The following is a 21,223-nucleotide window of genomic DNA, read 5'->3' on the forward strand; positions in this document are numbered from 1 at the left end:
CTAACATCATTCAAAATGAAAAAAAGATATAAACTTTTTGCAATGTCGCTTTTGCTTGTGATTTTTTGCGATCACAATCTTTTGGCACAAAAATTAGGCAAAACAGAATGGTTTGATCCTAATAAACCAGCGACTACTTATTGTAACCCAATCAATATTGGCTACAATTATACGACTTACAATCACAACGGAATTCCTTATTCTCGCCGTTCAAGCGCAGATCCGGTAATTATTACTTATAAAGGCGAATATTATTTATTTGCGACTAATCAGGCTGGCTTTTTCTGGAGCAAAGACATGTCTGACTGGAATTTTGTTTACGGAAGTTTCCAAAGAAAGCCAGGCGACGACGATCAATGTGCGCCCGCGGCTTGGGTTGTAAATGATACCCTATTTTACGTAGGTTCAACTTGGAAAAGAGATCATCCGATTTGGAAAACAGCCGATCCAAAATCAGGAAGATGGACACGTCATGTAGATAAGGCAATGCTGCCAACTTGGGATCCAGCCATTTTTCAGGACGATGACAAAAAAGTCTATATGTATTACGGTTCGAGCGGAAAACTTCCTCTTGTAGGTGTCGAGGTTGATTATAACACTTGGCTTCCAAAAGGAAATCAGGCCGATTATGCAACATTATACAAAGCGACAGAAGTAGAGGATATTCAGAAACCTTACGGGCAGATTAAGGAAGTTGCCATTCTTGATCCGTCAGCACATGGTTGGGAACGTTTTGGGCCAAACAATGATATGGAACCTGCACCTTGGGGAAATTTTATTGAAGGCGCTTGGATGACCAAACACAACGGAAAATATTATATGCAGTACGGCGCGCCAGCAACCGAGTTTAAAGGTTATGCAAATGGAGTGCATGTTGGCGATAATCCGCTGGGGCCATTTGTGTATCAAAAACATAATCCGATGTCGTATAAACCGGGCGGATTTGTGATTGGAGCGGGACACGGAAATACTTTTGCTGATAACTACGGAAATTATTGGAATACCGGAACTTGTAAAATTTCTATTAAAGACCGTTTTGAGCGTCGTATTGATATGTTTCCAGCTGGATTTGATAAAGATGATGTAATGTATTCTATTACTTCTTATGGTGATTTCCCAATCGTATTGCCAACTGCCCAACGAGATCAGACCAAAGGAGCTTCGTCAGGTTGGATGCTGCTTTCATATAAAAAGCCTGTAACAGTTTCTTCTTCTGAGGAATGCATGGAAGTAGAAACACACAGAATGGATAATGGAGGCAAAAAAGTATTTGAAAAATTCTGTTACGGCCCTGAGAATTTAACCGATGAAAATATTCAAACCTATTGGTCTGCTAAAACAAGTAATCCAGGCGAATGGCTTCAAATGGATTTAGGAAGACCAATGGAAATAAAGGCACTGCAGATCAATTACGCAGATCATAAAGCGACGCAGTTCAATAAAGCAATGGATATTTATTACCAATACAAAATATTCATGTCTGATGATGCTGTAAACTGGACTTTGGTTATAGATAAATCTAAAAATGATAAAGATGCGCCGCACGATTATGTAGAATTGACAAAGCCTTTTAAAGCACGTTATATCAAAATGGAAAACATTCATAATGCTTCTGGTTTATTTGCCATTTCAGATTTCAGAGTTTTCGGAAATGGATTAGCAGAAAAACCGAAATCGGTTCTCGGATTCAAAGTCAATAGAAACAAAACGGACTCAAGAAATGCAATGATTTCGTGGAAAAAACAAAATGATGCCGTTGGTTACCATATTTATTACGGAATAGCACCAGATAAATTGTATAACAGTATTATGGTTTATGGAGACAATACTTATGACTTTAGAGGTTTAGACAAAGGAACCCGATATTATTTTACGATCGAAGCATTTAATGAAAACGGAATCAGTCCTAAAAATAAGATTTTAGAAATAAAATAATTTTTAGTTGTTGAATTTTTAAAAGCCTTAATCACAAATTGCAGAATTTGTAATTAAGGCTTTTTTTATGAAAAGGCTATCGAAAAACTCTGACAGTTCTGTAGATTTTTTGTTTCTTTGTCAATTAAGCCCAAAAAAAGGACATAACCCAAAATGTTATATAAACTATGAAAAAAACGATTCTTTTAGCAGTTTTAGCTTTAAACGGATTGACATCTTTTGCACAGTCAAATGATGAGAAAAACATTAAATTATTCTACAAAAAAGCCCTTACCGAAGCAAAATGTTATACTTGGCTGGAGTATTTGTCCAACGACATCGGAAGCCGTCTTTCTGGCTCCAAAGGAGCTGCCGAAGCAGTAGAATATACCAAGCGACAATTAGAATCTTTAGGATTAGATAAAGTGTATCTTCAAGAAGTTATGGTGCCTCATTGGGTGCGTGGCGAGAAAGAAACGGCTTACATTCTTGACGGTAAGGTAAAAACCAACATACCAATCTGTGCTTTGGGAGCTTCTATTGCGACTCCAAAAACAGGTCTAACCGCTGAGGTAATCGAAGTTCAGGGGATAAAAGAGCTTATCGCGCTTGGAGCAGATAAAGTAAAAGGAAAAATTGTTTTTTACAACAGACCAATGAATCCTGAAAACATTGAAACTTTTACATCTTACGGAGCATGTGTTGACCAAAGATATGCAGGTGCAAAAGAAGCGGCCAAATTAGGAGCAGTAGGAAGCATTGTTCGTTCGATGAATTTGCGTTTGGATGATTTTCCTCATGCCGGAAACCAAAGTTATGGCGACTTGCCAAAAGAGCAATACATTCCAACAGCAGCAATCAGTACAAACGGTGCTGAGTTGTTAAGCAAATCTTTAAAAGCAAATCCAGCTTTGAAATTTTATTTCAAACAATCTTGTCAGACTCTTCCAGATGCCTTATCGTATAACGTAATTGGAGAGTTAACTGGAACCGTAACACCTCAAAACATCATGGTTGTGGGCGGACACTTAGATTCTTGGGATTTGGCAGACGGTTCTCACGACGATGGAGCAGGAGTGGTTCAGAGTATGGAAGTAATTCGTATTCTTAAAAATTTAAATTACAAGCCAAAAAATACGATTCGCGTAGTGTTGTTTATGAATGAAGAAAACGGAGGACGAGGCGGTGCCAAATACGAAGAAGTTTCGAAACAAAATAAAGAGAACCACATTTTTGCTTTAGAAAGTGATTCAGGCGGATTTACGCCAAGAGGTTTTTCTATTGAAGCAGATGATGCTAATTTGAAAAAAATCCAAGGATATAAAGATCTTTTCGAACCTTATTTGATTCATAGTTTTACAATAGGACATGCCGGTTCTGATATCAGTCATTTAACGTCTCAAGCGATTGTTAAGGCTGGTTTAAAACCAGATTCTCAACGTTATTTTGATTATCACCATGCAGCAAACGATAAATTTGATGCCATAAATAAAAGAGAACTTGAATTGGGAGCAGCCACAATGACTACATTGATGTACTTGCTTGACCAAAACGGAATTACGCTTCCAGCATCAAACTAAATCTAAAATAAAGAATTCAAAAAAAGCTGCATGTGATATACTTGCAGCTTTTTTTATGATTTGAAATAATTTTGAAATTTAAAGTTTCATCACAACCAAATAATACACAAAAGTGATTGGAATATTTGATAGCAGCAATATAATTTTAAAACCAATTTCTTTTCGCTGCTCCTGCAGTTTGATGAATTTTTCCGTCAAATGGAAAAACATTATACTGTTTGCAATTATAGCGGCAACGGCAAATGGCCAAGCCAGAATAAGTACGTTAGAATTCCCGTTTGTGATCACGTAAAGCGCAAACAGAAATGTAATAATTATAAATGAGCCAACAGCTAGCTCAACAGACTGTTTTTCTTCAAAAGGTTTGTCAATTGATTTCATTTTTTTAAATTTTAAAAGTTTTTTTTATATCTGAAAGAGGCATCAGAAGCATTTTCGAAAAGTCCAAATAATGAAACGGATGCGCTTGTTTTCCTTTTTTGTATTGCTCCAAAAAGTATTTCATTTTATTAGGATAAAAAGCAATTCCAGATGAGATTACTATAAAGAGGTAAAGACTTCTTTTGCCATTTCCGAAGAGATAAAACTGCATTCCGATTTCTTCGATAACCGAAACTCCTGTATCGGTCAAAACGTGAATGATATCATGATCTTCAAGTTTTGGCTGAATGTCAAAATGATGCTCGTACAAGAATCCGCCAAGTTTATAACCTAAGCTGTTTTCAGGATAATCCATAAGCTCTTGTTTGTTGATTTCCCAAGGTTTATTTTTCTTAAAATACTTTTGATAAGGTTCTTTGCTGTACTCGTAAAGCTTTTCAATAAATTGGTCTTTCATTTTGATTCGGTTTTAAAAGTTCTTTGAAATTCAAAGTTAAAAAGTAAAATAAAAGGCTCTTCTTATAAATTACAGAGCCGATTATATTTAGTAAGTATCGATTACGGTTTTCAGTAAATCCGAATCAGATAAATCAGAAGGAGCTACAACTTTTTCGTCAAGTGGAATTTCATTTCCGTATCTTTCTTTTAAGATTGGCTGTATCCTTGCATCGCTTAGGTTGAAATCTTTTAGTTTTTTGAGTTGAGACAATTCGATACCTGGGGCATTCTTGTAGACTTTCCAGATGAGTTCAGAACAGTAAATTCGGGTATCTGTCCATTCAAAATAGGCATCGTATTCTTTTCCAATCAACGATTTTCCGTAGGTTTTCATTTTTTCGATGATTGCAGGAGTGAGTACACTATTATCCTTAAGTCTTTTTACAACATATTTAGAATCTCTTCCGTGTGTAATCCACTGTTCTAGAGGAGTAACTTTAACCGGCTGAACAGCTTCCAGAACCATCCATTTGCCATTCTGACTGAAAATGAGTCCACAATGAGAGAATTTGGAATTCGTAGCAATCCTAACAGCTTCGCACTGTTTCGATTCTGAAGTCTGAAATATTAAATCTCCTTCTTGAATTTTGTTTTCTAAAGCTGTGCTTGGTTTGTTTCCCGTAAACGGATTGTTAGGAAAAATTTTTATACTTACAAATAGTGCACAAGCAAAACTCAACAAGAAAGTGAAAATCGGAAATAAATATTTTTTCTTTTTCATGAATAGAAATTAAAGTACTTTGAGTTACAAAGTAAGTAATAAAAAAAATAGCTGCCAAATAAACTGACAGCTATTTTCTGAATATTTTTAAAGCTTGTTAGATTCTGAAAATCCCTCCAACAGCAATAATTCTTTGGAAGAAGAAGAAATCTTGTGAAGCTTTATCTTCGTTGCTTGTGGTCGTTCTAATATCCTGCATATTGATGTAGCCACCTTTTAGCTCTCCTTGTAAATAGAAATGCTTGAAAAAGGTAATGTTAAGACCCGCCTTCGCAGAAACACCATAACCTGAAATATGAAAATCATCATGACGCTCTTTTCCTAAAAGGGTAGTGTTTGTTTTTGGATACAAAATACCAGCACCCAATCCTTCTGTTAAGTTAATCTGCACTTTATCAATATTTGGAAGACAAAATAATTTTGAGATATCATCAAATCTAGAAACTTCTGTATTAATGTAGTTTAGCCCATCAGTATGTTCGTAAATCAAAAAAGGAGTATTAGGGCTGCCTGCCGGTATGCCGCCTTCCTTGGCGCCACCTTGAGACATATCTACAGGAGTGTTATTGTAATCTCCATTATAAATAGAACCAGGTTGATCTAAAGGCAAATTAATTTTTCCAGTAACGTTTGCTATCTGATTCTGCGTCATTACATATTTCATGTGATCAACACCAATTGTTACATTGTAATGGTCACTAATAAAATATCCGAATCTCAAGTTTGTCTGAGGTATGGTCATTTTGGTAGGATTAATATAGTCTATGTGCCAACCTTTAGGTTTGTCATGAGCTTTCATGTTTTCAACCGTAAAGTTGTAATCCTTACCCCTAAAGTTTACATCAGATTTTGAGTAACTTTCTCTATTACCACCCCAGGTTACAAAGAATTTTCCTTTGTTGTGAGCGGCATATTTTTGAACCGGAATTTCCTCCTGAGCCAATGCGTTTAAAGAAACACAAGCCAGCAAGAAAAATAAAAATTTTGTTTTCAAAGAACTTAAGTATTATAATTAAAAGGCGTTTACAGTTTTTCTGATGGCTACTAACTTATTCATTAAACCTTCGAAGTAATCTAAATGAAGCATATTAGCGCCATCACTTTTGGCATTTGCAGGGTCAAAATGGGTTTCGATAAAAATACCGTCAACACCAACTGCAATACCTGCTTTAGCAACAGTTTCAATCATATCAGGTCTTCCTCCTGTAACCCCTGCGGTTTGATTTGGCTGTTGTAAAGAATGTGTCACATCTAAGACAGTAGAAGCATATTGTTGCATAGTCGGAATTCCTCTAAAATCAACAATCATGTCTTGGTAACCAAACATAGTACCGCGATCTGTAACCATAACATTCTCATTATTACAGTCTAATACTTTTTGCACGGCGTGTTTCATGCTTTCCGGACTCATGAATTGTCCTTTTTTCAAATTGACAGTTTTTCCGGTATTAGCCGCCGCTACAACTAAATCGGTTTGGCGTACTAAAAATGCAGGAATCTGTAATACATCTACATATTGAGCGGCTTTATCAGCGTCTTCGTTAGTGTGGATATCAGTGACAGTTGGAACGTGAAAGGTTTCTGAGACTTTTCTAAGGATTTTTAAAGCTTTTTCGTCTCCAATTCCAGAAAAACTATCAATTCTAGATCGGTTCGCTTTTTTGAACGATCCTTTAAAAACATAAGGAATCTGAAGTTTGTCGGTAATACCAACTAATTTCTCAGCAATTCTAAGTGCCATTTCTTCTCCTTCGATAGCGCAAGGACCCGCTAATAAAAAGAAATTTCCGCTCTCAGTATGCTTGATTTGTGGAATATTGTGTATGTTCATTATATGAATTTTTGGTAATGCAAAGGTAGTTAGGATTTATGAATAGGAGATGAAGATTTAAGATTATTTTATGAATCCTGACCGCTATCGCAACTGATGTTCACTACAATATGTTTTTTAATTTTTTTTTCAAAATCTGTTCAGTAGCATCATTCGGTCGCACTCTCTGAACCTAAAAATAAGTTGTTAAATATGATTTTCGCTTTTATCTAGACTAAGACATTAGCTGAATTACCAAAACTACTCTAAATCAGAATTTATTTTTGGCGACAATATTATGGCATCAGAAGAAGTTTTTATATGACTTCGGTCATGTTTTACTATTTTCTGACATTGTCGTATTTAAAAATAACTGACGAGTTATTGTTTTGGATGTAATTAAGAAAATTTAAGTTAAATAGGTTAGCTTCAGGATTTTTTTGATTTCATTTTACTGGTAGTTTTTTCTCGTAAGATGTTGCACTATAATTACCATTAAAAGCATTAAGAAAATAAAAAACGAGATCATGATAATTCCTAACATCCCCATTCCGCAATGGTATTGGTTGCCACCGAGATTTTCGAAGAAATTATGCGCTGCCACAAAATAAGCGATAATAGATAATATTGCCTGCAATGTAATGCTGATTATCGATATGGCGCCAAAACTTAAGGAAATGGTTTGATTGATTGCTTTTCTGCCATAGATTAATTGGAAAAATAGCCCTATTAGCATTAGAATAAATGGAGAGACTCCGTACATAATCAATTAATTTGTAATGATAGTTTTAAATGAATTGTTCTTCTTTAAATCAATTATCTGATTTATAGTGAGGTTATTGGTTAATTCATTTTCAGTCCGTAAAACTTCATATTTATCTTGATGAATGAATTCATATAAATCCAAAGTATCTTTTTTATTGGTTACAATCAACGCTCTTTTCCAGTTCTTAGAGATAATTCCAAATTTATTGTTATCCTTATTTACAATTAGATCTCCGCTCTTGCATTCAAAATAAATCTGTTGTAAGTTTCCGTAGTGATCGTCAATTTCCATCAGATAAAAGCCGCTAATAGTAAACACAATCAGCGTGAACAGCAAAATAGTAAATGCAGTAAAGATTCTTTTTCTCATTTGGATAATATACTTATACTATATACTATTCCTGCTTAATACTTAATCCCATTGGAACCATCAAAATTCCTTTTTCATAAATATTCAAATAAAGTTTAACGGGCTTTTTCTGGCCTTCCCACTTTAGTTCATATACATTCAAAAATCCAGCGCCCATATTGCTTCTTTTGGTCGGAAAAGGACAACAGGTTTCGAGCCTCGTATATGTGATTTTTTCGCCATTTGGTCCTGCAAGCGCATTAAGGAAACGTGTTTCGTTTAAAGCTTCGTCAGTAGTATTTCTAAAAAAGATATTCACAGGATAATCTGGGTCGTAGCCATATCTCTTGTCACTGCTGAAAAGCGTAATAGCAAAAGTATTATTTTTTTTAAGGACTAAATCTGGAGCGTTATCATCTACATTTTTTAAAGTCGATTTAGTGCTTACGCAAGAGGTCATAGCTGCTAGCAAAATAACGAAAAGGGCAGTTTTTTTCATGGGTTTGGTTAATTTATTCTAACAAATGTAAGAGTTTTGCAGTATCTTATTTCGTTTTTTTCGAATTCAGTTTCAAAATACCAATTACAATCAGATATTGTGCCATTAGATAAGAAAGCATGATAAAAAAGGAACTTCTTTCTATTGGATGATAGAATTTGTTTACTGCCAAAATACTATCTGAAATTACAAAAGATAAAGCTCCCAGAAATACCTGCCAATTTCCTGATTTTTCCCAGATAAGCAAACCGTTGAAGGCAAACAATAACATGGTCGAAATCACGCTTGCGTATACGATAACGGGCATTTCCAGGCTTCCGAGATATGGCAGCAAGAAACTCACCATTCCGATTAGATAAACAGCGATCAATATGCTTCCGAGAATAAAGATGTTTTTGTTCCTTTTTTTCGAAGATTTAATCTGCTGGTTAAAAAGCACGCAATAAATGATATGCGCTATCAAAAAGAAAACCAAGCCGAGAATAAAATAAGTTTCGCCCAAATCTGTAAAAAGCAGAATTACATCTCCAAGCCACGAGAAAAAAAGTGCGGCAATAAGATTGTTTTTGGTTGGGAATTTATGATAAAAATAAGCTGCAAAAACTAAAATCGGAACCAGAATTGGTTTTAGGAATATATCAAAATGTTCATGCCCGAGGTACATTGCAATCAGGTAGAGGACGCTGACGACAATGAAAATTTTAAAAAACGATGAATTTTTCATATAGGGTTATGGTTTTACAAATTGGTTTTGGAAGATCTTAAAATCTATAGTCACAAAATACACACTAATCAGTAATGATATAAAGGCATAGCTTATTAAAATATAGCTTCCGACAGAAATAATCTGATTTAGTTGAAACCAATCACCATAATAAGTTATTATTGAAACTAATAAAACAAAACGGAATGCCTCCCAATACACCGCATCCTTACTTTTATCCATTAACTCCGCGGCGCTATAGATGCTGACAAAAATATAAAATCCGTAGACAAAAATAGCTGGAAGGCCGATTTTTGCAACATTGTCAAATAAATAGCTGACAAACAGTAAGGTAATGAGCATCTGGACGACCGACCACCAAATTAGCTTTTTTGAGTTATGAATTCCGTATTTTTCAAATTCATAGATATTTTCAATCTTTTTCACGGGATATTTTACTTCAAAATTTTCTGGCCGCCAACCTGTAGGCTTAAACCAAATGGTAAATTTGTCTTTCCAGTTTTCTGCTCTCCAGGCATCTTTTACCAATAAGATCAAATGCTGAAAATTGATTTTTATTGGGTTCCAAGTTTCAGCTGGCCTTGTGATTCCAAATACAGGCGGAACTTCATCCAACTCTTTTTGAAATGTGCCAAAAATCTTGTCCCAAAAAATGAATATCTGAGAATGGTTTTTGTCTAAATATTCCGGATTTATGGCATGATGCACCCGATGATGAGACGGTGTCACAATAATATGCTCCAGAAAACCTAATTTCTTTATGTGTTTGGTATGATACCAAAACTGCAGGAACAGATGCAACGGAAGCGTGATGGCAATAACAGAAGCCGGAACTCCCAACAAAGCGGCCGGAATAAGCAGAAAAGTAAACAGATTTACCAAACTTGCAATCGGCTGTCGCAATGCACATGCTAGATTAAATTCTTCACTGCTGTGGTGGATAGCATGTTTGTTCCAGAGAAAATTAATTTGATGGGCTAGCCTGTGGCTCCAGTAACCGTAAAAATCGATTACAAAAAAGGCAATGAAGTAAGAGAGGACATTTGCTTCTAAATGTTGCAAAGCAATTTTTGAAACCAGCCATTCATAAGAAAGAAAAGTAACGCTTAGCCCCAAAACATCTTTGACCGAATTGGTAATTCCAGAATTGATGCTCGAAACGCTGTCTATTAGCGGTGCCGTGTCATTTTTTTTATAAATGCCGTACAATTTTTCAAAGACAATTAATGCTAAAAAAACCGGCATTGCAATAATGAGTATTTTCCCGTATTCTTCCATAAAAAAGCATTCTAGATTATTCAAATATATAATAAAAATAAAATGCTTTTTAGGTTATTAGTAATTTTTGTGCTTTACTATTGCGATTTTTCTAAAAATGAGGCTTGGTAGTCATCAGGTTTATATGGCATTTTAAAGCATTTCTGCAAATGAAAAAGCATTCTGTTTTATTAGCTTTGAATAAAACAGAATGCTTTAGCATATTTATTATGATTTAAACGATTTCAGCGCTCAGTCCGGCTTCTAAAAGTTGTGTGCATTGTGGTTTAAGTTTTTCTATCGGGCCTGTTTTTACAGTACATTTTCCGTTATAATGAACAATTAAGGAGCATTGTTCTGCCTGCTCAGGTGTATGGTCGCATACGCGAACCAAGGTGTCAATTACGTGGTCAAAAGTGTTTACGTCGTCATTGTAGACAATGATTTCGTTGTTGAACACTACCGCTTCTTTCTCACGGACTCTTTCTCTTACTTTTTCTTTAGTACTCATTTTTTTAGTTTTTTGTACTTGTAATTACGATTAACTAATTTACGTATTTTAATGAAACCCAGTTGTTTCTTTGGAACTTTTTAACATAAGTAAGGCCTTTTTCAGTACAGGAAGCATCGATAAACGGAATATCTTCTTCATAAAAACCGCTGAACAGAATTATCCCTTTTGGATTTAAGCTATCTACGTAAGCCTGCATATCATTTAGTAAAATATTTCTATTGATGTTGGCAATAATCAAATCGTATTTTTTTCCCGCCAACAATGCCGCATCGCCTTCATAAACGCTAATATGTTTGCAATTATTGCGTTCTGCATTTTCAATAGAATTCAAATAACACCAATTGTCAATATCTATAGCATCAATTGGCTCAGCACCTTTCATTTCGGCTAAAATGGCAAGAATAGCTGTTCCGCAACCCATGTCAAGTGTTTTCAAACCTTTAACATCCATTTCCAGTAAGTGCTGAATCATCATGTGAGTTGTTTCGTGATGTCCGGTTCCAAAACTCATTTTAGGCTCGATCACAATGTCAAATTCGGCATCTGTTTTTGGATGAAAAGGAGCACGAACGTGGCACTTTCCGTCAACATCAATGGGTTCGAAGTTTTTCTCCCATTCTTCATTCCAATTCACTTGGTCGATCTCTTCAATCGTATATTCAATCTTAAACTCATCCGATTGTAAAATGTAAATATCATCCAGAATGTTTTCATCCCACAAATCCTTCTTCACAAAAGCCGAAATTCCGTTTTCTGTTTCTGTAAAACTTTCAAACGCTTTTTCGCCCAATTCTGCCACTAAAATTTCCGAACCCAATTCTTTTGGCTCAATTGTAAAATGATATCCTAAATAGATGTTTGACATAAATAAAAATTTTTGCAAAGGTACTTCTTATAATAGAAATTCCAATTAAAAAAATCCAAATCCAAAAACGAAAAAACCATTCGCAGTGCGAATGGTTTTTTGTAAAATATAATATCTATTTTTTAAATAGCTGTAACGATAGCTAAGAAATCATCAGCTTTTAAAGCAGCACCTCCAATCAAACCACCATCTACGTCTGGTTTAGAGAAGATTTCTTTTGCGTTTTCTGGTTTTACAGAACCACCGTATAAAATAGAAACTTCATCAGCGATTTCAGCTCCAAAAGCTTTACGGATCGTTTCTCTAATAAATTCGTGCATTTCTTGTGCTTGTTCTGGTGAAGCAGTTTCTCCAGTTCCGATAGCCCAAACTGGCTCGTACGCCAAAACAATTTTAGACCAAGATTCTTTTGCAATATGGAAAACGCCATCGCGCAATTGGTTTTCAACAATATTGAAGTGATTTTCAGACTGACGGTCTTTTAGTTCTTCGCCAAAGCAGAAAATTACAGTCATATCATGCTTTAAGGCAGTGTCAACTTTGCTTGCAATTAATGCATCAGTTTCGTGAAAAATAGCTCTACGCTCAGAGTGACCTAAGATTACAGTATCAACACCAATGCTTGTTAACATATCTGCAGAGATTTCTCCTGTAAAAGCGCCGCCTTCAGCTTGGTGAACATTTTGTGCAGAAACGCTGATTGTTGTATTTTTTAATTTTGCAGCAGCAGCTTGTAAGTTTACAAATGTTGGAGCCACAATAACTTGCGCATTTGTTTTTGCTGGAATTTTTGAAATCAATTCGCTTAGTAATTCTTCAGTCTGAGCCGCATTTTTATGCATTTTCCAGTTTCCTGCAACAATTGTTTTTCTCATTTTGGTAGTTTTATATTATTTTTTTGTTTTTGAAGTATGTCAAAATTGAAATTGAATTTTGACTATTATTGATATTGAAAAATTATTTCAATGATTGTAATGTTTCATTGATTTTGTCAAAATCAGTCTCAATTGCGCGGTAAAGCACAATTTTACCTGTTTTGTCAATAACGATGTATCTCGGAATCCAGTCAAGGTCGATTGCTTTTCCGAAAACACCTTTCATGCCGTCGTTCATCATGTAATGGTCGCCTTTGTTTAATTCGTGTTTCTCGATTCCGGCTTTCCATTTTTCAGCGGTTTTATCAGCAGAAAGGAATAAATAAGAAACATCAGGATTAGCGGCTTGTAGTTCTTTTAATTTCGGCATTGCTTTTACGCAGTCACCGCACCATGAAGCCCAAACTTCGATTACCAGTGTTTTTCCTTTGTATTTTTTTAGGATATTTTTAAAGGAAGTCTGACCGCCTTCAACGTTTAATAACTTTTCTGATAAAGCTTCTTTTGAGAAACTTGTTTTCTGAGCTTGTGAACATGAAAATGTAATAAATGCTATTACAGCCAAAGCAATTTGTTTCATATAACGATTATAAAGTTTTTGTTTTAGATACTTAATTCACAAAGTTAAACAAACAATTTGAAAGCCAAATGCGGATTAACAAAATTTGAAGAGTCGTTTATTCTGTAACAAAATCAAGCTTTTTGGTTAGAAAAACGAGAATGAAATCGTAATAGTACAGTCTAAAATTCGGGATTTCTTAAAAGTGATTTTTCAGGAAACGGAAAAAGATGTAATTTTTTATTTTTCAAAGTTCATTTTGAGGTTAAAAAACGTCGTGATTTTGCTTTTTAGAATATTGATGTAATCCCTTGTCATCTTCTAATCGATGAACAATTTTTGTTTCACAAACTGTTTTTATGAATTTTTCGTGTTTTAATTTAATGTCAGTGTGATTCTTAAACATATTTTTTTGTTTAAAAAACGCCAATACTTTAGGAAAAAATATTGGCGTTTTCGATAAATAATGTTTCTAGAAATTATAGATTACCCGTTTGGTGTAATAAAAAAATAAAAGCATTTTAACACATAGAAGCATAGTTTTTTGTGCCGAAAAAAGAAAATGGAAGAAACAAGTTTCCACACATAGCTAAACTATGTGCATTTAGACTAGTGAAACGCCTTTTTTAAGTTTAGTTAAACTATGTTTCTATGTGTTGAAAATAATTTCACCCAACGAGTTATAGATTATATGCAACATCAGACAACTTCAAATCTTCGACATCGTTATAATGCAATTTCTGCACAATGGTTCCTTTGTGTACTACTACAATGCTCGGATTGGCTCTTTCGATTGTTTTTAATGTGGTCGCGTCGCAGAAATAGAAATCGATATTTAAGCCGTATTCTTTTTTGGCTTTTGCAATTTCATCAGCATTAGAGGCAGTCATAGCAATAACTTTATAGCCTTTCGCTTGTGCATCTGCTGTTACTTTAGAAAGCTTTTGCATTCCTTTTGGATCAGATTTCGTCAAGTCGTAGGTTACAAAAATTACTAATTTTGGTTCCTTCAATAATTCGTCTTTATAATCAGAATCGTCTTTAGTCATGGTAAAATCGTGGATTGGCGGAATGTAACCTTCAGAAATTATTTTGTCTTTTCTGTCTACAAATGTCGCGCCTTCAGGAATATTCATCAGGTCTTTTTCTGTAAATTCCTTATCAACTCCATTTACTTTGTAGATAAAAATCATTTCAACTACAGATTTTGGAGCACCTTCTGGAATTTCCATTCCTTTTTCGATATTGTTTCCAACTTTATACGGACGAAAATCCTTAATTGGATTATGGTTTAAAACCCAGTAAGCCATAAATGCTGATAAAGTAACGCTCACATAAACTGCTAAGTTGGTCGCTGAAGTTGAAAATAAAGGTTTTATTAATTTTTTATTGAAGAATAAAATCAGAATAAAGAATAACAAAACGACATCTTTTGTGAAAGATTCCCAAGGAGTTAATTTTAGTGCATCGCCAAAGCATCCACAATCTTTTACCACATTGAAGTAAGCCGAGTAGAAGGTAAGAAACGTAAAGAAAACGATTAAAACCAACAACGCCCAAATGGTCTGAGTTGCTTTGTAACCTACTAATAACATTACGCCCAAAACGACTTCTAAGATTACTAAAAAGATGGCTAATCCTAAAGCCAATGGCTCTAAAAAAGGCATATTGAAAACAGGCTCACTAAAATATTCAGCCAATTTATAAGAGAATCCAACTGGATCATTTAGTTTGATTAATCCGGAAATTATAAATAATACACCGACAAATATTCGGGAGAATTGGGTAATAATGTTTTTCATGGGTAAAGTTTTTCTGCCACTAATTACACGAATCTACACTAATTAATTTGTGGGAATTTGTGTAATTTGTGGCTAAATATTATTTTATTGGATTTAAGATTAAAGCAAAAACAGAGTAATTAATCATATCCTGATAATTGGCATCAATTCCTTCAGAAACTATTGTTTTTCCTTTGTTGTCTTCGATTTGTTTGACACGAAGCAATTTCTGCAAAATCAAATCAGTTAATGAGCTTACACGCATATCGCGCCACGCTTCTCCGTAATCGTGATTTTTGGCTTCCATCAAATCTTTGGTCAATTTTACTTTAGCATCGTACAATTCAGTTGCTTTTTCAACGTCCAAATCCGGCTGGTCCACGACGCCTAATTCTAACTGAATCAGAGCCATAATAGAATAATTGATGATTCCAATGAATTCTCCTTTTTCATCTTCATCCACTTTACGGACTTCATTTTCCTGTAAACTTCTTATTCTTTGCGCTTTTATGAAAATCTGATCAGTAAGCGATGGTAGTCTCAAAATTCTCCAAGCACTACCGTAATCTTTCATTTTATTGATAAACAACGTACGGCAAACCGTGATAACATTATCAAACTCTTCGGAAGTATTCTTCATTTATATGCTGTATATTTGCTAAAATTTCTTCAAAAATAAGGATAATTTTTTAAGAGTTTCAAGTTTCAGGTTTGCTTTGTTTCAAGTTTTTTCTAAACAAATTGTTAACACTGAGAACTTGAAACTGAAAAAATGTTTCAGGTTTCAGGTTTGCTTCGCCAGTTCGGCTTTCAGCCTCGGGTCAAGTTCCCAAACTTGCGTAATCTGCATGAACTTGAAACTTTAAACAAATAAAACTTGAAACCAAATGTTTATTAACTGTAAAGGCGAGCTTATAGATTTAACGATTCCAAAAGTAATGGGGATTTTGAATGTAACGCCAAATTCTTTCTTTGACGGAGGAAAATATAAAAACGAAGACGAGATTATTTCACAAGTTGATAAAATGCTTTCTGAAGGAGCGACGTTTATTGATATTGGTGCTTATTCCAGCAAACCAAGTGCTGAATTTGTTTCAGAACAAGAAGAAATCGACCGCATTGTTCCTGCAATAGAATTGATTTTAAAGCATTTTCCGGAAGCATTATTATCCATTGATACTTTTAGAGCAGCCGTTGCCAAAGCGAGTATAGAGAGCGGTGCGGCGATTATAAATGATATTGCAGCAGGCGAATTGGACGATAAAATGTTTGAAGTAATTGCCAAATACAACGTTCCGTACATTATGATGCACATGCGAGGAAATCCGCAGACGATGCAAAGTTTGACGCAGTACGATGATATTGTGAAAGAAATGCTTTTCTATTTTTCTGAAAAAGTGCAAAAAGCAAGAACTTTAGGAATCAACGATTTGATTTTGGATCCGGGTTTCGGTTTTGCCAAAACAACCGATCAGAATTATGAAGTCATGCAAAAAATGGAGCTTTTCAATCTTTTAAATTTGCCTGTTTTAGTTGGTATTTCAAGAAAATCAATGATTTATAAAACACTAGGTATAACACCTCAGGAAGCTTTAAACGGAACAACTTTTCTGAATACGATTGCTTTGATGAAAGGGGCAAAAATTCTTCGGGTTCATGACGTGAAAGAAGCTGTGGAATGTGTTACTTTGTCTGGTAAAATGAACTCTATTATTTCAATCTAAAAAGGATGAAAAAAATAAGCTATTTCTTTTTCATTACAATAACATTGTTGAGTTGCAATCAGAAAGATACATCAGATTTAAGAAGAAATTACAATGCGAAATCTAAGGAAATAAATGAACTCAAAGAGTATTTTGATAAAATAATTCCAAAAGGCTACATAGTTAGTATACGATATTATTCTTCGGATAATATTAATTTGTCCGTTTACGAACCAACAAATGTTCCAGGTGAAGGTGAAACATTATTCCAACAATGGGATGTTGATTTTAAGGATTATACAGAATCTGATGGAGTTGAACGTAGCGATGTTAAAACAACATCATTAGAGGAAGTCAAAAAGAAATTGAACTGGAATAATGATACTTTTAAAGAAATTTACAGCAAACTGGATGATGTAAATTGCATAGGAATCTCAAATGGAAATCCTTTAGGACTTGAATATGGTTATAAAGGAATGGGAGTGTTAAGCTACTTGATTTTTGATAAAAACCTTAACAAAGAAGACCAGAAAAAATACTCAGATAATTGTTCTACAATGTTTTATAAGGATAATGTTGTGTTTACCTTTAGTTCCGGAGCAACAGGAAGTTTTTGTATTCCCGAATTTAAAAAGCATAAATGATATTGATTCTGAAAAAGGAGAAATCAATTTGATGTCGATTTTATAAAAAAAAATCACATAAAGGTAGTTATTCACATAAAGAACAAATTTTACGGCGAGATTTGTGTGGATGTTTTCATTGTGAAAAAGTTTTTTATGTCAAAAGATAAATGAACGGATAAAGAAAAAATAGGCGAAACGACAGTTTGTCTGCAATGTGGCATGGATACCGTTTTGAGTTCCCAATTACCTATATATGATAAATGTTTTTTAAAAGAAATGAACCAATATTGTGTTCATATGATAAAAATTAATACAGTTTTAAAATGAAATACTTTTCTCTACTTGTAATTTGCCTTTTATTTTCCTGCGGGAAAAAAGAAGATGTTTTGTTGCCAAAATCAAACATTTCGATTGTAAAAGATATACAAGATCATTCGTCTATTTATATTTTTTTTAAAAAAGAAGGAAAAGATACCATCGCTGATTTAAATCGAAAAAGCGCCATCATTTCTACCAATTGGATTTTCAATGTAGACAAACGCATTCCTTTGAAATTAGTGATTCCGCAGGTAATGAAAATGCAGGATAAAAAGCGAAACGAGAAAATGCATCAGAATGAAGAATCTGAAAACTATTATTCTTATGCAGATTCTATTGGAAAGAATTTAGCTTTTCTGCCTTTCACGAAAGTGTTTTATAAAATGGAGAAACCTGGTCCAGGAAATTTTGTGGTTTACTTTAAAAAAGGAAGAAAACAACAGGTTTTTATGGCAGGTAAGGAAATAAAAATCTCAGAAATATTACAACATTTTTACAGTATTAAATTTCAAAGAGTGCCAGATTTAGTGTTTTTGTTTGATAAGGATATGAGTTATGAAGAATATCTCCAATATAAAATCTTATTGCAAAAAGAAGTGACTTGCAATCTCGACAAACTTCCAGTAGAGTACATTTTTTAAAACTGAACACTTAAAACTGAGACTGAACACTGTTTTTCTACTGATGATGATAAGGTTCGTTTCGTAAAATCGTAAAGCCGCGGTACAATTGTTCGATAAAAAACAATCGAACCATTTGATGTGAGAACGTCATCAGCGAAAGCGAAACTTTTCCCTGTGCTTTTTTATAAACGGTTTCAGAGAAACCATAAGGTCCGCCAATTACGAAAACTAGTGTTTTGACGCCAGAATTCATCTTTTTTTGTAATTCTTCTGAGAAACCAACACTGGAGAATGTTTTTCCGTTTTCGTCCAATAAAATTAATTGGTCGGTTGGCGAAAGTTTGGATAAAATTAGTTCACCTTCTTTTTCTTTCTGCTGACTTTCAGATAAGTTCTTTGCATTTTTGATGTCGGGAATGATTTCCAATTCAAATTTGATGTAAAACGACAAACGTTTGGTATAATCGTCAATCAGAGTTTGAAGTGATTTGTTATCTGTTTTGCCTATTGCGATAAGTTTGATGTTCATTGGTTTTGTTTTTGCCACTAATTGCACTAATTAGCACGAATTTATTTTTTGCCACAGATTAAAAAGATTTCCACAGATTTGTTTTAAGTGGATTAAAAAATCCTTTTAATTCTTTAAATCTGTGGCTAAAAAAACTATTTTTTATTCTCGAAAACCGTTTCAAAATGTTCTACAATTGGAAAAGGTTCGAATAATGGTGTAAAATCTTCTTCCATTCTAAGTACGCTTCAGAAGTTCTGAAACCAACTGTGTGATCTTCTAAAGTATTCCAATCGACTAATAAAAGATATTTATTTTCGACTTCCAAGCATTTTTCCAAACGATGTCCTAAATAACCATCGATTGATGAAATGTATTGACTTGCTTTTGCAAAATCAGCTTCAAATTGATTTGCTAATTCCGGTTTTACATAAAGAAATGCACTTTCTAAAATCATGGTAAATTAATTTTATCTGCTTGATCTGCTTGATCTGCGGGAGAAATTATACTCTCGCAGATTTAGCAGATTCGGCAGATTTTATTTTTATAATATTTTGAACAAAAGAATCTGCGTTAATCAGCTTAAATCTGTTTAAAATCTGCGTGCAATCTCACACAGATTAGTTTTTAGAAAACTTCGCTTCAAAAGTCTTAAAACGATTGTCTAAATCTTTAATCAATTGTTTTTTAACCGATTCGCCCTGAATAAAACTGTAATTGATGCTATTATAAACGTATTTTTTTATTGTTTCGTAATTCACATCAGGATATCTTTTGGCTAATAAAACATATTGCTCGGTCATATTGCTTCTTAATATTCCCGCATCGTCTGTGCTGATTACAATTGGCACATTAAATTCTTTATAAAGCGTAAATGGATGTCTATTTTCTTTTACTCTCAAAATGAATTCGTTACTTGCCAGATTAATTTCAATCGGAATGTTTTTTTGAGCCATATATTTCAATAAATCATACGAGTTGGCTTCATAAGCGATATCCACTCCATGACCAATTCTGTTAGCGCCTGCAACATAAATGGCATCGTTGATGTGCCAAGTCAATTCTTCCGGCTGAACCAAACCTAAAGTCAATTCGCCTGCGTGAAGGGTATATTTTACATCTGGAAATTTTGAATGACAGTATTTAAACATCACCATGTGAAGCCAGTAATCTTTCATAGAAGTTTGACCGTGCTCCGGAGAAACGATGTTTACACCAGCTGTCAATTTACTTTCGCTTGACGAAATAAAAGCAATAACCAGGTTTTTGAATAAATCTACAGGTTCCATAAAACGAAGGACAAAGTTTTGGTAACGCATGGTGAAGTTTTCGTCATCCATTTTGAGGTCTTTGTGAAGTTTAGCTATGAAATTAGTATTGAAATCTTCAGCATATTTTTTAGCGTCTTTTTTCTGAAGTGATTTATACAATTCATCCAAAAGTTTTAGAACCGCTTTTTCATCTTTTTGAGCAGAAGCTTCGCGAAGTTTTGTATTGAAATCAGTCAGATCCGAAACATTCATGTTACACGGAATCGTTGATAATTGTGTTTCGATATAAAGGACATTTTCAGCTATAGCACGTTTTTTTAATTCCAGCATTCCTTCTGCAAAATGACCTTGAATCGTAGGTTCGAATTTTATGAAAGAATCAAAGAACTGGTCGTCAGAAGGTACAGAACCATTATAATCTTTAATCGACCAAGTCTGCATGACCTGTTGTTCGTAGTATTCTAATTTTCCGTTGTTTTTAAGAGAAGAGAAGTTTTCCCAGTTTCCGTTTGCAGGTTTGGTTTTAGAAACTGCCATAGTTTCCAGATTCAAATAAAAATCTTCTGCAATTGCTCTTTCTAAAAGCGGTTCTGCATAAACTGATCCAGAAAAATGATGGTGTAAATCGCCTCCTTTAGGCATTTGTTGGAAGAAAGCGGTTAAGAGCGCTTCATTATTTCTGATTTTTTCTAAATAACTGGCAGCCGATTGAGAAAAGCCGATTTGCGCCATAAAAATGCAGAAAAGTGTAATTATTCTTGTCATACTCTAAGATTAAATTACGCGCAAATATACGATTTTCTGCGAAAATTTGAAAATCGAATTTCGTTGAGTTGAATTTTTACCGCAAAGAGCGCAAGGTTTTTTGATATGTGAGGCTTAATATAAACGCAAAAGTTCGCAAAGCTCTGTGTGAAAAAACTTTGCGAACTTTGCGTAATTCTTTGTGTGCCTTGCGGTTATTTTTTTGCTGTGGTGAGTTTTACCGTAAAGAGCGCAAGGTTTTATTATTTACTGAGCTTAGTATAAACGCAAAGTTAGCAAAGCTTTATCTAAAAAAAAACTTTGCGAACTTTGCGTAA

24 protein-coding genes are annotated in these 21,223 nt (G+C 34.2%); 5 read left to right on the forward strand and 19 right to left on the reverse strand.

Annotated elements, in window-relative coordinates; genetic code table 11:
* The first annotated feature begins 15 nt into the window (after positions 1 to 15).
* Complete coding sequence (locus E0W73_RS01575; RefSeq protein WP_135220330.1) at positions 16 to 1,935, forward strand: discoidin domain-containing protein; 1,920 nt, start codon at positions 16 to 18, stop codon at positions 1,933 to 1,935.
* A gap of 167 nt (positions 1,936 to 2,102) precedes the next feature.
* Positions 2,103 to 3,494, forward strand: a complete 1,392-nt coding sequence (locus E0W73_RS01580) for a M20/M25/M40 family metallo-hydrolase (RefSeq protein WP_135220331.1) — start codon at positions 2,103 to 2,105, stop codon at positions 3,492 to 3,494.
* 78 nt (positions 3,495 to 3,572) lie between these two features.
* On the opposite strand, the gene E0W73_RS01585 is transcribed toward E0W73_RS01580, so the two are convergent.
* From E0W73_RS01585 to E0W73_RS01665, 16 genes are all read right to left on the reverse strand, one after another.
* A complete protein-coding gene (locus tag E0W73_RS01585) occupies positions 3,573 to 3,875 on the reverse strand; it encodes a hypothetical protein (RefSeq protein WP_135220332.1) in 303 nt (100 codons plus the stop codon).
* 4 nt (positions 3,876 to 3,879) lie between these two features.
* The gene (locus E0W73_RS01590) at positions 3,880 to 4,332 is read right to left on the reverse strand and encodes a hypothetical protein (protein WP_135220333.1); all 453 of its coding nucleotides are present in this window, start codon (positions 4,330 to 4,332) and stop codon (positions 3,880 to 3,882) included.
* An 87-nt stretch (positions 4,333 to 4,419) separates the two neighbouring features.
* Complete coding sequence (locus E0W73_RS01595; protein ID WP_135220334.1) at positions 4,420 to 5,094, reverse strand: YiiX family permuted papain-like enzyme; 675 nt, start codon at positions 5,092 to 5,094, stop codon at positions 4,420 to 4,422.
* A 97-nt stretch (positions 5,095 to 5,191) separates the two neighbouring features.
* On the reverse strand, positions 5,192 to 6,088 hold the full coding sequence (locus tag E0W73_RS01600; RefSeq protein ID WP_135220335.1) for a hypothetical protein: 897 nt from the start codon (positions 6,086 to 6,088) through the stop codon (positions 5,192 to 5,194).
* A gap of 18 nt (positions 6,089 to 6,106) precedes the next feature.
* Positions 6,107 to 6,925 carry a 3-deoxy-8-phosphooctulonate synthase gene (gene kdsA, locus E0W73_RS01605; RefSeq protein WP_135220336.1) on the reverse strand — a complete coding sequence of 273 codons (819 nt, stop codon included), beginning with the start codon at positions 6,923 to 6,925 and terminating at the stop codon, positions 6,107 to 6,109.
* A gap of 430 nt (positions 6,926 to 7,355) precedes the next feature.
* A complete protein-coding gene (locus E0W73_RS01610) occupies positions 7,356 to 7,667 on the reverse strand; it encodes a hypothetical protein (RefSeq protein WP_135220337.1) in 312 nt (103 codons plus the stop codon).
* Positions 7,668 to 7,673: 6 nt separating this feature from the next.
* Positions 7,674 to 8,039 carry a hypothetical protein gene (locus tag E0W73_RS01615; RefSeq protein ID WP_135220338.1) on the reverse strand — a complete coding sequence of 122 codons (366 nt, stop codon included), beginning with the start codon at positions 8,037 to 8,039 and terminating at the stop codon, positions 7,674 to 7,676.
* Between the two features lie 25 nt (positions 8,040 to 8,064).
* Entirely contained in the window at positions 8,065 to 8,517 is a 453-nt protein-coding gene (locus E0W73_RS01620; protein ID WP_135220339.1) for a 2-dehydro-3-deoxyphosphooctonate aldolase, read from the reverse strand.
* A 46-nt stretch (positions 8,518 to 8,563) separates the two neighbouring features.
* Entirely contained in the window at positions 8,564 to 9,241 is a 678-nt protein-coding gene (locus E0W73_RS01625; protein ID WP_135220340.1) for a lysoplasmalogenase, read from the reverse strand.
* A 6-nt stretch (positions 9,242 to 9,247) separates the two neighbouring features.
* Complete coding sequence (locus tag E0W73_RS01630; RefSeq protein ID WP_135220341.1) at positions 9,248 to 10,519, reverse strand: sterol desaturase family protein; 1,272 nt, start codon at positions 10,517 to 10,519, stop codon at positions 9,248 to 9,250.
* A gap of 214 nt (positions 10,520 to 10,733) precedes the next feature.
* A complete protein-coding gene (locus E0W73_RS01635; protein WP_135220342.1) occupies positions 10,734 to 11,009 on the reverse strand; it encodes an ATP-dependent Clp protease adaptor ClpS in 276 nt (91 codons plus the stop codon).
* Between the two features lie 34 nt (positions 11,010 to 11,043).
* A complete protein-coding gene (gene prmA / locus E0W73_RS01640; RefSeq protein ID WP_135220343.1) occupies positions 11,044 to 11,877 on the reverse strand; it encodes a 50S ribosomal protein L11 methyltransferase in 834 nt (277 codons plus the stop codon).
* A 122-nt stretch (positions 11,878 to 11,999) separates the two neighbouring features.
* The gene (gene tpiA / locus E0W73_RS01645; protein ID WP_135220344.1) at positions 12,000 to 12,752 is read right to left on the reverse strand and encodes a triose-phosphate isomerase; all 753 of its coding nucleotides are present in this window, start codon (positions 12,750 to 12,752) and stop codon (positions 12,000 to 12,002) included.
* A gap of 82 nt (positions 12,753 to 12,834) precedes the next feature.
* Positions 12,835 to 13,332, reverse strand: a complete 498-nt coding sequence (locus E0W73_RS01650; RefSeq protein WP_135220345.1) for a TlpA family protein disulfide reductase — start codon at positions 13,330 to 13,332, stop codon at positions 12,835 to 12,837.
* A gap of 659 nt (positions 13,333 to 13,991) precedes the next feature.
* Positions 13,992 to 15,113 (reverse strand): BT_3928 family protein, encoded by a 1,122-nt coding sequence (locus tag E0W73_RS01660; RefSeq protein WP_135220346.1) that lies wholly within the window; start codon positions 15,111 to 15,113, stop codon positions 13,992 to 13,994.
* 79 nt (positions 15,114 to 15,192) lie between these two features.
* The gene (locus E0W73_RS01665; RefSeq protein ID WP_135220347.1) at positions 15,193 to 15,732 is read right to left on the reverse strand and encodes a DUF1599 domain-containing protein; all 540 of its coding nucleotides are present in this window, start codon (positions 15,730 to 15,732) and stop codon (positions 15,193 to 15,195) included.
* 247 nt (positions 15,733 to 15,979) lie between these two features.
* Here E0W73_RS01665 and folP point away from each other — a divergent pair, with 247 nt between their 5' ends.
* The 3 genes from folP (at position 15,980) to E0W73_RS01680 (ending at position 18,380) form a co-directional block, all read left to right on the forward strand.
* Positions 15,980 to 16,816: a dihydropteroate synthase gene (gene folP, locus E0W73_RS01670; protein ID WP_135220348.1), complete on the forward strand. Its 837-nt coding sequence runs from the start codon at positions 15,980 to 15,982 to the stop codon at positions 16,814 to 16,816.
* Positions 16,817 to 16,821: 5 nt separating this feature from the next.
* Positions 16,822 to 17,439 (forward strand): hypothetical protein, encoded by a 618-nt coding sequence (locus E0W73_RS01675; RefSeq protein WP_135220349.1) that lies wholly within the window; start codon positions 16,822 to 16,824, stop codon positions 17,437 to 17,439.
* A gap of 305 nt (positions 17,440 to 17,744) precedes the next feature.
* Positions 17,745 to 18,380, forward strand: coding sequence for a hypothetical protein (locus tag E0W73_RS01680; protein ID WP_135220350.1), 636 nt, complete (start codon positions 17,745 to 17,747; stop codon positions 18,378 to 18,380).
* Between the two features lie 37 nt (positions 18,381 to 18,417).
* Here E0W73_RS01680 and rlmH read toward each other — a convergent pair whose 3' ends face one another.
* The 3 genes from rlmH to E0W73_RS01695 form a co-directional block, all read right to left on the reverse strand.
* Positions 18,418 to 18,891 carry a 23S rRNA (pseudouridine(1915)-N(3))-methyltransferase RlmH gene (gene rlmH / locus E0W73_RS01685; RefSeq protein ID WP_135220351.1) on the reverse strand — a complete coding sequence of 158 codons (474 nt, stop codon included), beginning with the start codon at positions 18,889 to 18,891 and terminating at the stop codon, positions 18,418 to 18,420.
* A gap of 169 nt (positions 18,892 to 19,060) precedes the next feature.
* A complete protein-coding gene (locus E0W73_RS01690) occupies positions 19,061 to 19,327 on the reverse strand; it encodes an antibiotic biosynthesis monooxygenase family protein (RefSeq protein WP_244248411.1) in 267 nt (88 codons plus the stop codon).
* A gap of 163 nt (positions 19,328 to 19,490) precedes the next feature.
* The gene (locus tag E0W73_RS01695) at positions 19,491 to 20,906 is read right to left on the reverse strand and encodes an amidohydrolase family protein (RefSeq protein WP_135220352.1); all 1,416 of its coding nucleotides are present in this window, start codon (positions 20,904 to 20,906) and stop codon (positions 19,491 to 19,493) included.
* Positions 20,907 to 21,223 lie beyond the last annotated feature (317 nt).

It is taken from the genome of Flavobacterium foetidum (assembly GCF_004634245.1).
Lineage (GTDB): Bacteria > Bacteroidota > Bacteroidia > Flavobacteriales > Flavobacteriaceae > Flavobacterium > Flavobacterium foetidum.

What these genes read in the sequence shown, in the direction of transcription:
- folP (WP_135220348.1), top strand. Translation starts at nt 15,980, where the DNA reads ATGTTTATTAACTGTAAAGGCGAGCTTATAGATTTAACGATTCCAAAA.
- kdsA (WP_135220336.1), bottom strand. Translation starts at nt 6,925, where the DNA reads ATGAACATACACAATATTCCACAAATCAAGCATACTGAGAGCGGAAAT.
- prmA (WP_135220343.1), bottom strand. Translation starts at nt 11,877, where the DNA reads ATGTCAAACATCTATTTAGGATATCATTTTACAATTGAGCCAAAAGAA.
- tpiA (WP_135220344.1), bottom strand. Translation starts at nt 12,752, where the DNA reads ATGAGAAAAACAATTGTTGCAGGAAACTGGAAAATGCATAAAAATGCG.
- E0W73_RS01695 (WP_135220352.1), bottom strand. Translation starts at nt 20,906, where the DNA reads ATGACAAGAATAATTACACTTTTCTGCATTTTTATGGCGCAAATCGGC.
- E0W73_RS01615 (WP_135220338.1), bottom strand. Translation starts at nt 8,039, where the DNA reads ATGAGAAAAAGAATCTTTACTGCATTTACTATTTTGCTGTTCACGCTG.
- E0W73_RS01625 (WP_135220340.1), bottom strand. Translation starts at nt 9,241, where the DNA reads ATGAAAAATTCATCGTTTTTTAAAATTTTCATTGTCGTCAGCGTCCTC.
- E0W73_RS01575 (WP_135220330.1), top strand. Translation starts at nt 16, where the DNA reads ATGAAAAAAAGATATAAACTTTTTGCAATGTCGCTTTTGCTTGTGATT.
- E0W73_RS01660 (WP_135220346.1), bottom strand. Translation starts at nt 15,113, where the DNA reads ATGAAAAACATTATTACCCAATTCTCCCGAATATTTGTCGGTGTATTA.
- E0W73_RS01580 (WP_135220331.1), top strand. Translation starts at nt 2,103, where the DNA reads ATGAAAAAAACGATTCTTTTAGCAGTTTTAGCTTTAAACGGATTGACA.
- E0W73_RS01635 (WP_135220342.1), bottom strand. Translation starts at nt 11,009, where the DNA reads ATGAGTACTAAAGAAAAAGTAAGAGAAAGAGTCCGTGAGAAAGAAGCG.
- E0W73_RS01590 (WP_135220333.1), bottom strand. Translation starts at nt 4,332, where the DNA reads ATGAAAGACCAATTTATTGAAAAGCTTTACGAGTACAGCAAAGAACCT.
- E0W73_RS01620 (WP_135220339.1), bottom strand. Translation starts at nt 8,517, where the DNA reads ATGAAAAAAACTGCCCTTTTCGTTATTTTGCTAGCAGCTATGACCTCT.
- E0W73_RS01610 (WP_135220337.1), bottom strand. Translation starts at nt 7,667, where the DNA reads ATGTACGGAGTCTCTCCATTTATTCTAATGCTAATAGGGCTATTTTTC.
- E0W73_RS01680 (WP_135220350.1), top strand. Translation starts at nt 17,745, where the DNA reads ATGAAATACTTTTCTCTACTTGTAATTTGCCTTTTATTTTCCTGCGGG.
- rlmH (WP_135220351.1), bottom strand. Translation starts at nt 18,891, where the DNA reads ATGAACATCAAACTTATCGCAATAGGCAAAACAGATAACAAATCACTT.
- E0W73_RS01595 (WP_135220334.1), bottom strand. Translation starts at nt 5,094, where the DNA reads ATGAAAAAGAAAAAATATTTATTTCCGATTTTCACTTTCTTGTTGAGT.
- E0W73_RS01585 (WP_135220332.1), bottom strand. Translation starts at nt 3,875, where the DNA reads ATGAAATCAATTGACAAACCTTTTGAAGAAAAACAGTCTGTTGAGCTA.
- E0W73_RS01690 (WP_244248411.1), bottom strand. Translation starts at nt 19,327, where the DNA reads ATGATTTTAGAAAGTGCATTTCTTTATGTAAAACCGGAATTAGCAAAT.
- E0W73_RS01630 (WP_135220341.1), bottom strand. Translation starts at nt 10,519, where the DNA reads ATGGAAGAATACGGGAAAATACTCATTATTGCAATGCCGGTTTTTTTA.
- E0W73_RS01675 (WP_135220349.1), top strand. Translation starts at nt 16,822, where the DNA reads ATGAAAAAAATAAGCTATTTCTTTTTCATTACAATAACATTGTTGAGT.
- E0W73_RS01665 (WP_135220347.1), bottom strand. Translation starts at nt 15,732, where the DNA reads ATGAAGAATACTTCCGAAGAGTTTGATAATGTTATCACGGTTTGCCGT.
- E0W73_RS01650 (WP_135220345.1), bottom strand. Translation starts at nt 13,332, where the DNA reads ATGAAACAAATTGCTTTGGCTGTAATAGCATTTATTACATTTTCATGT.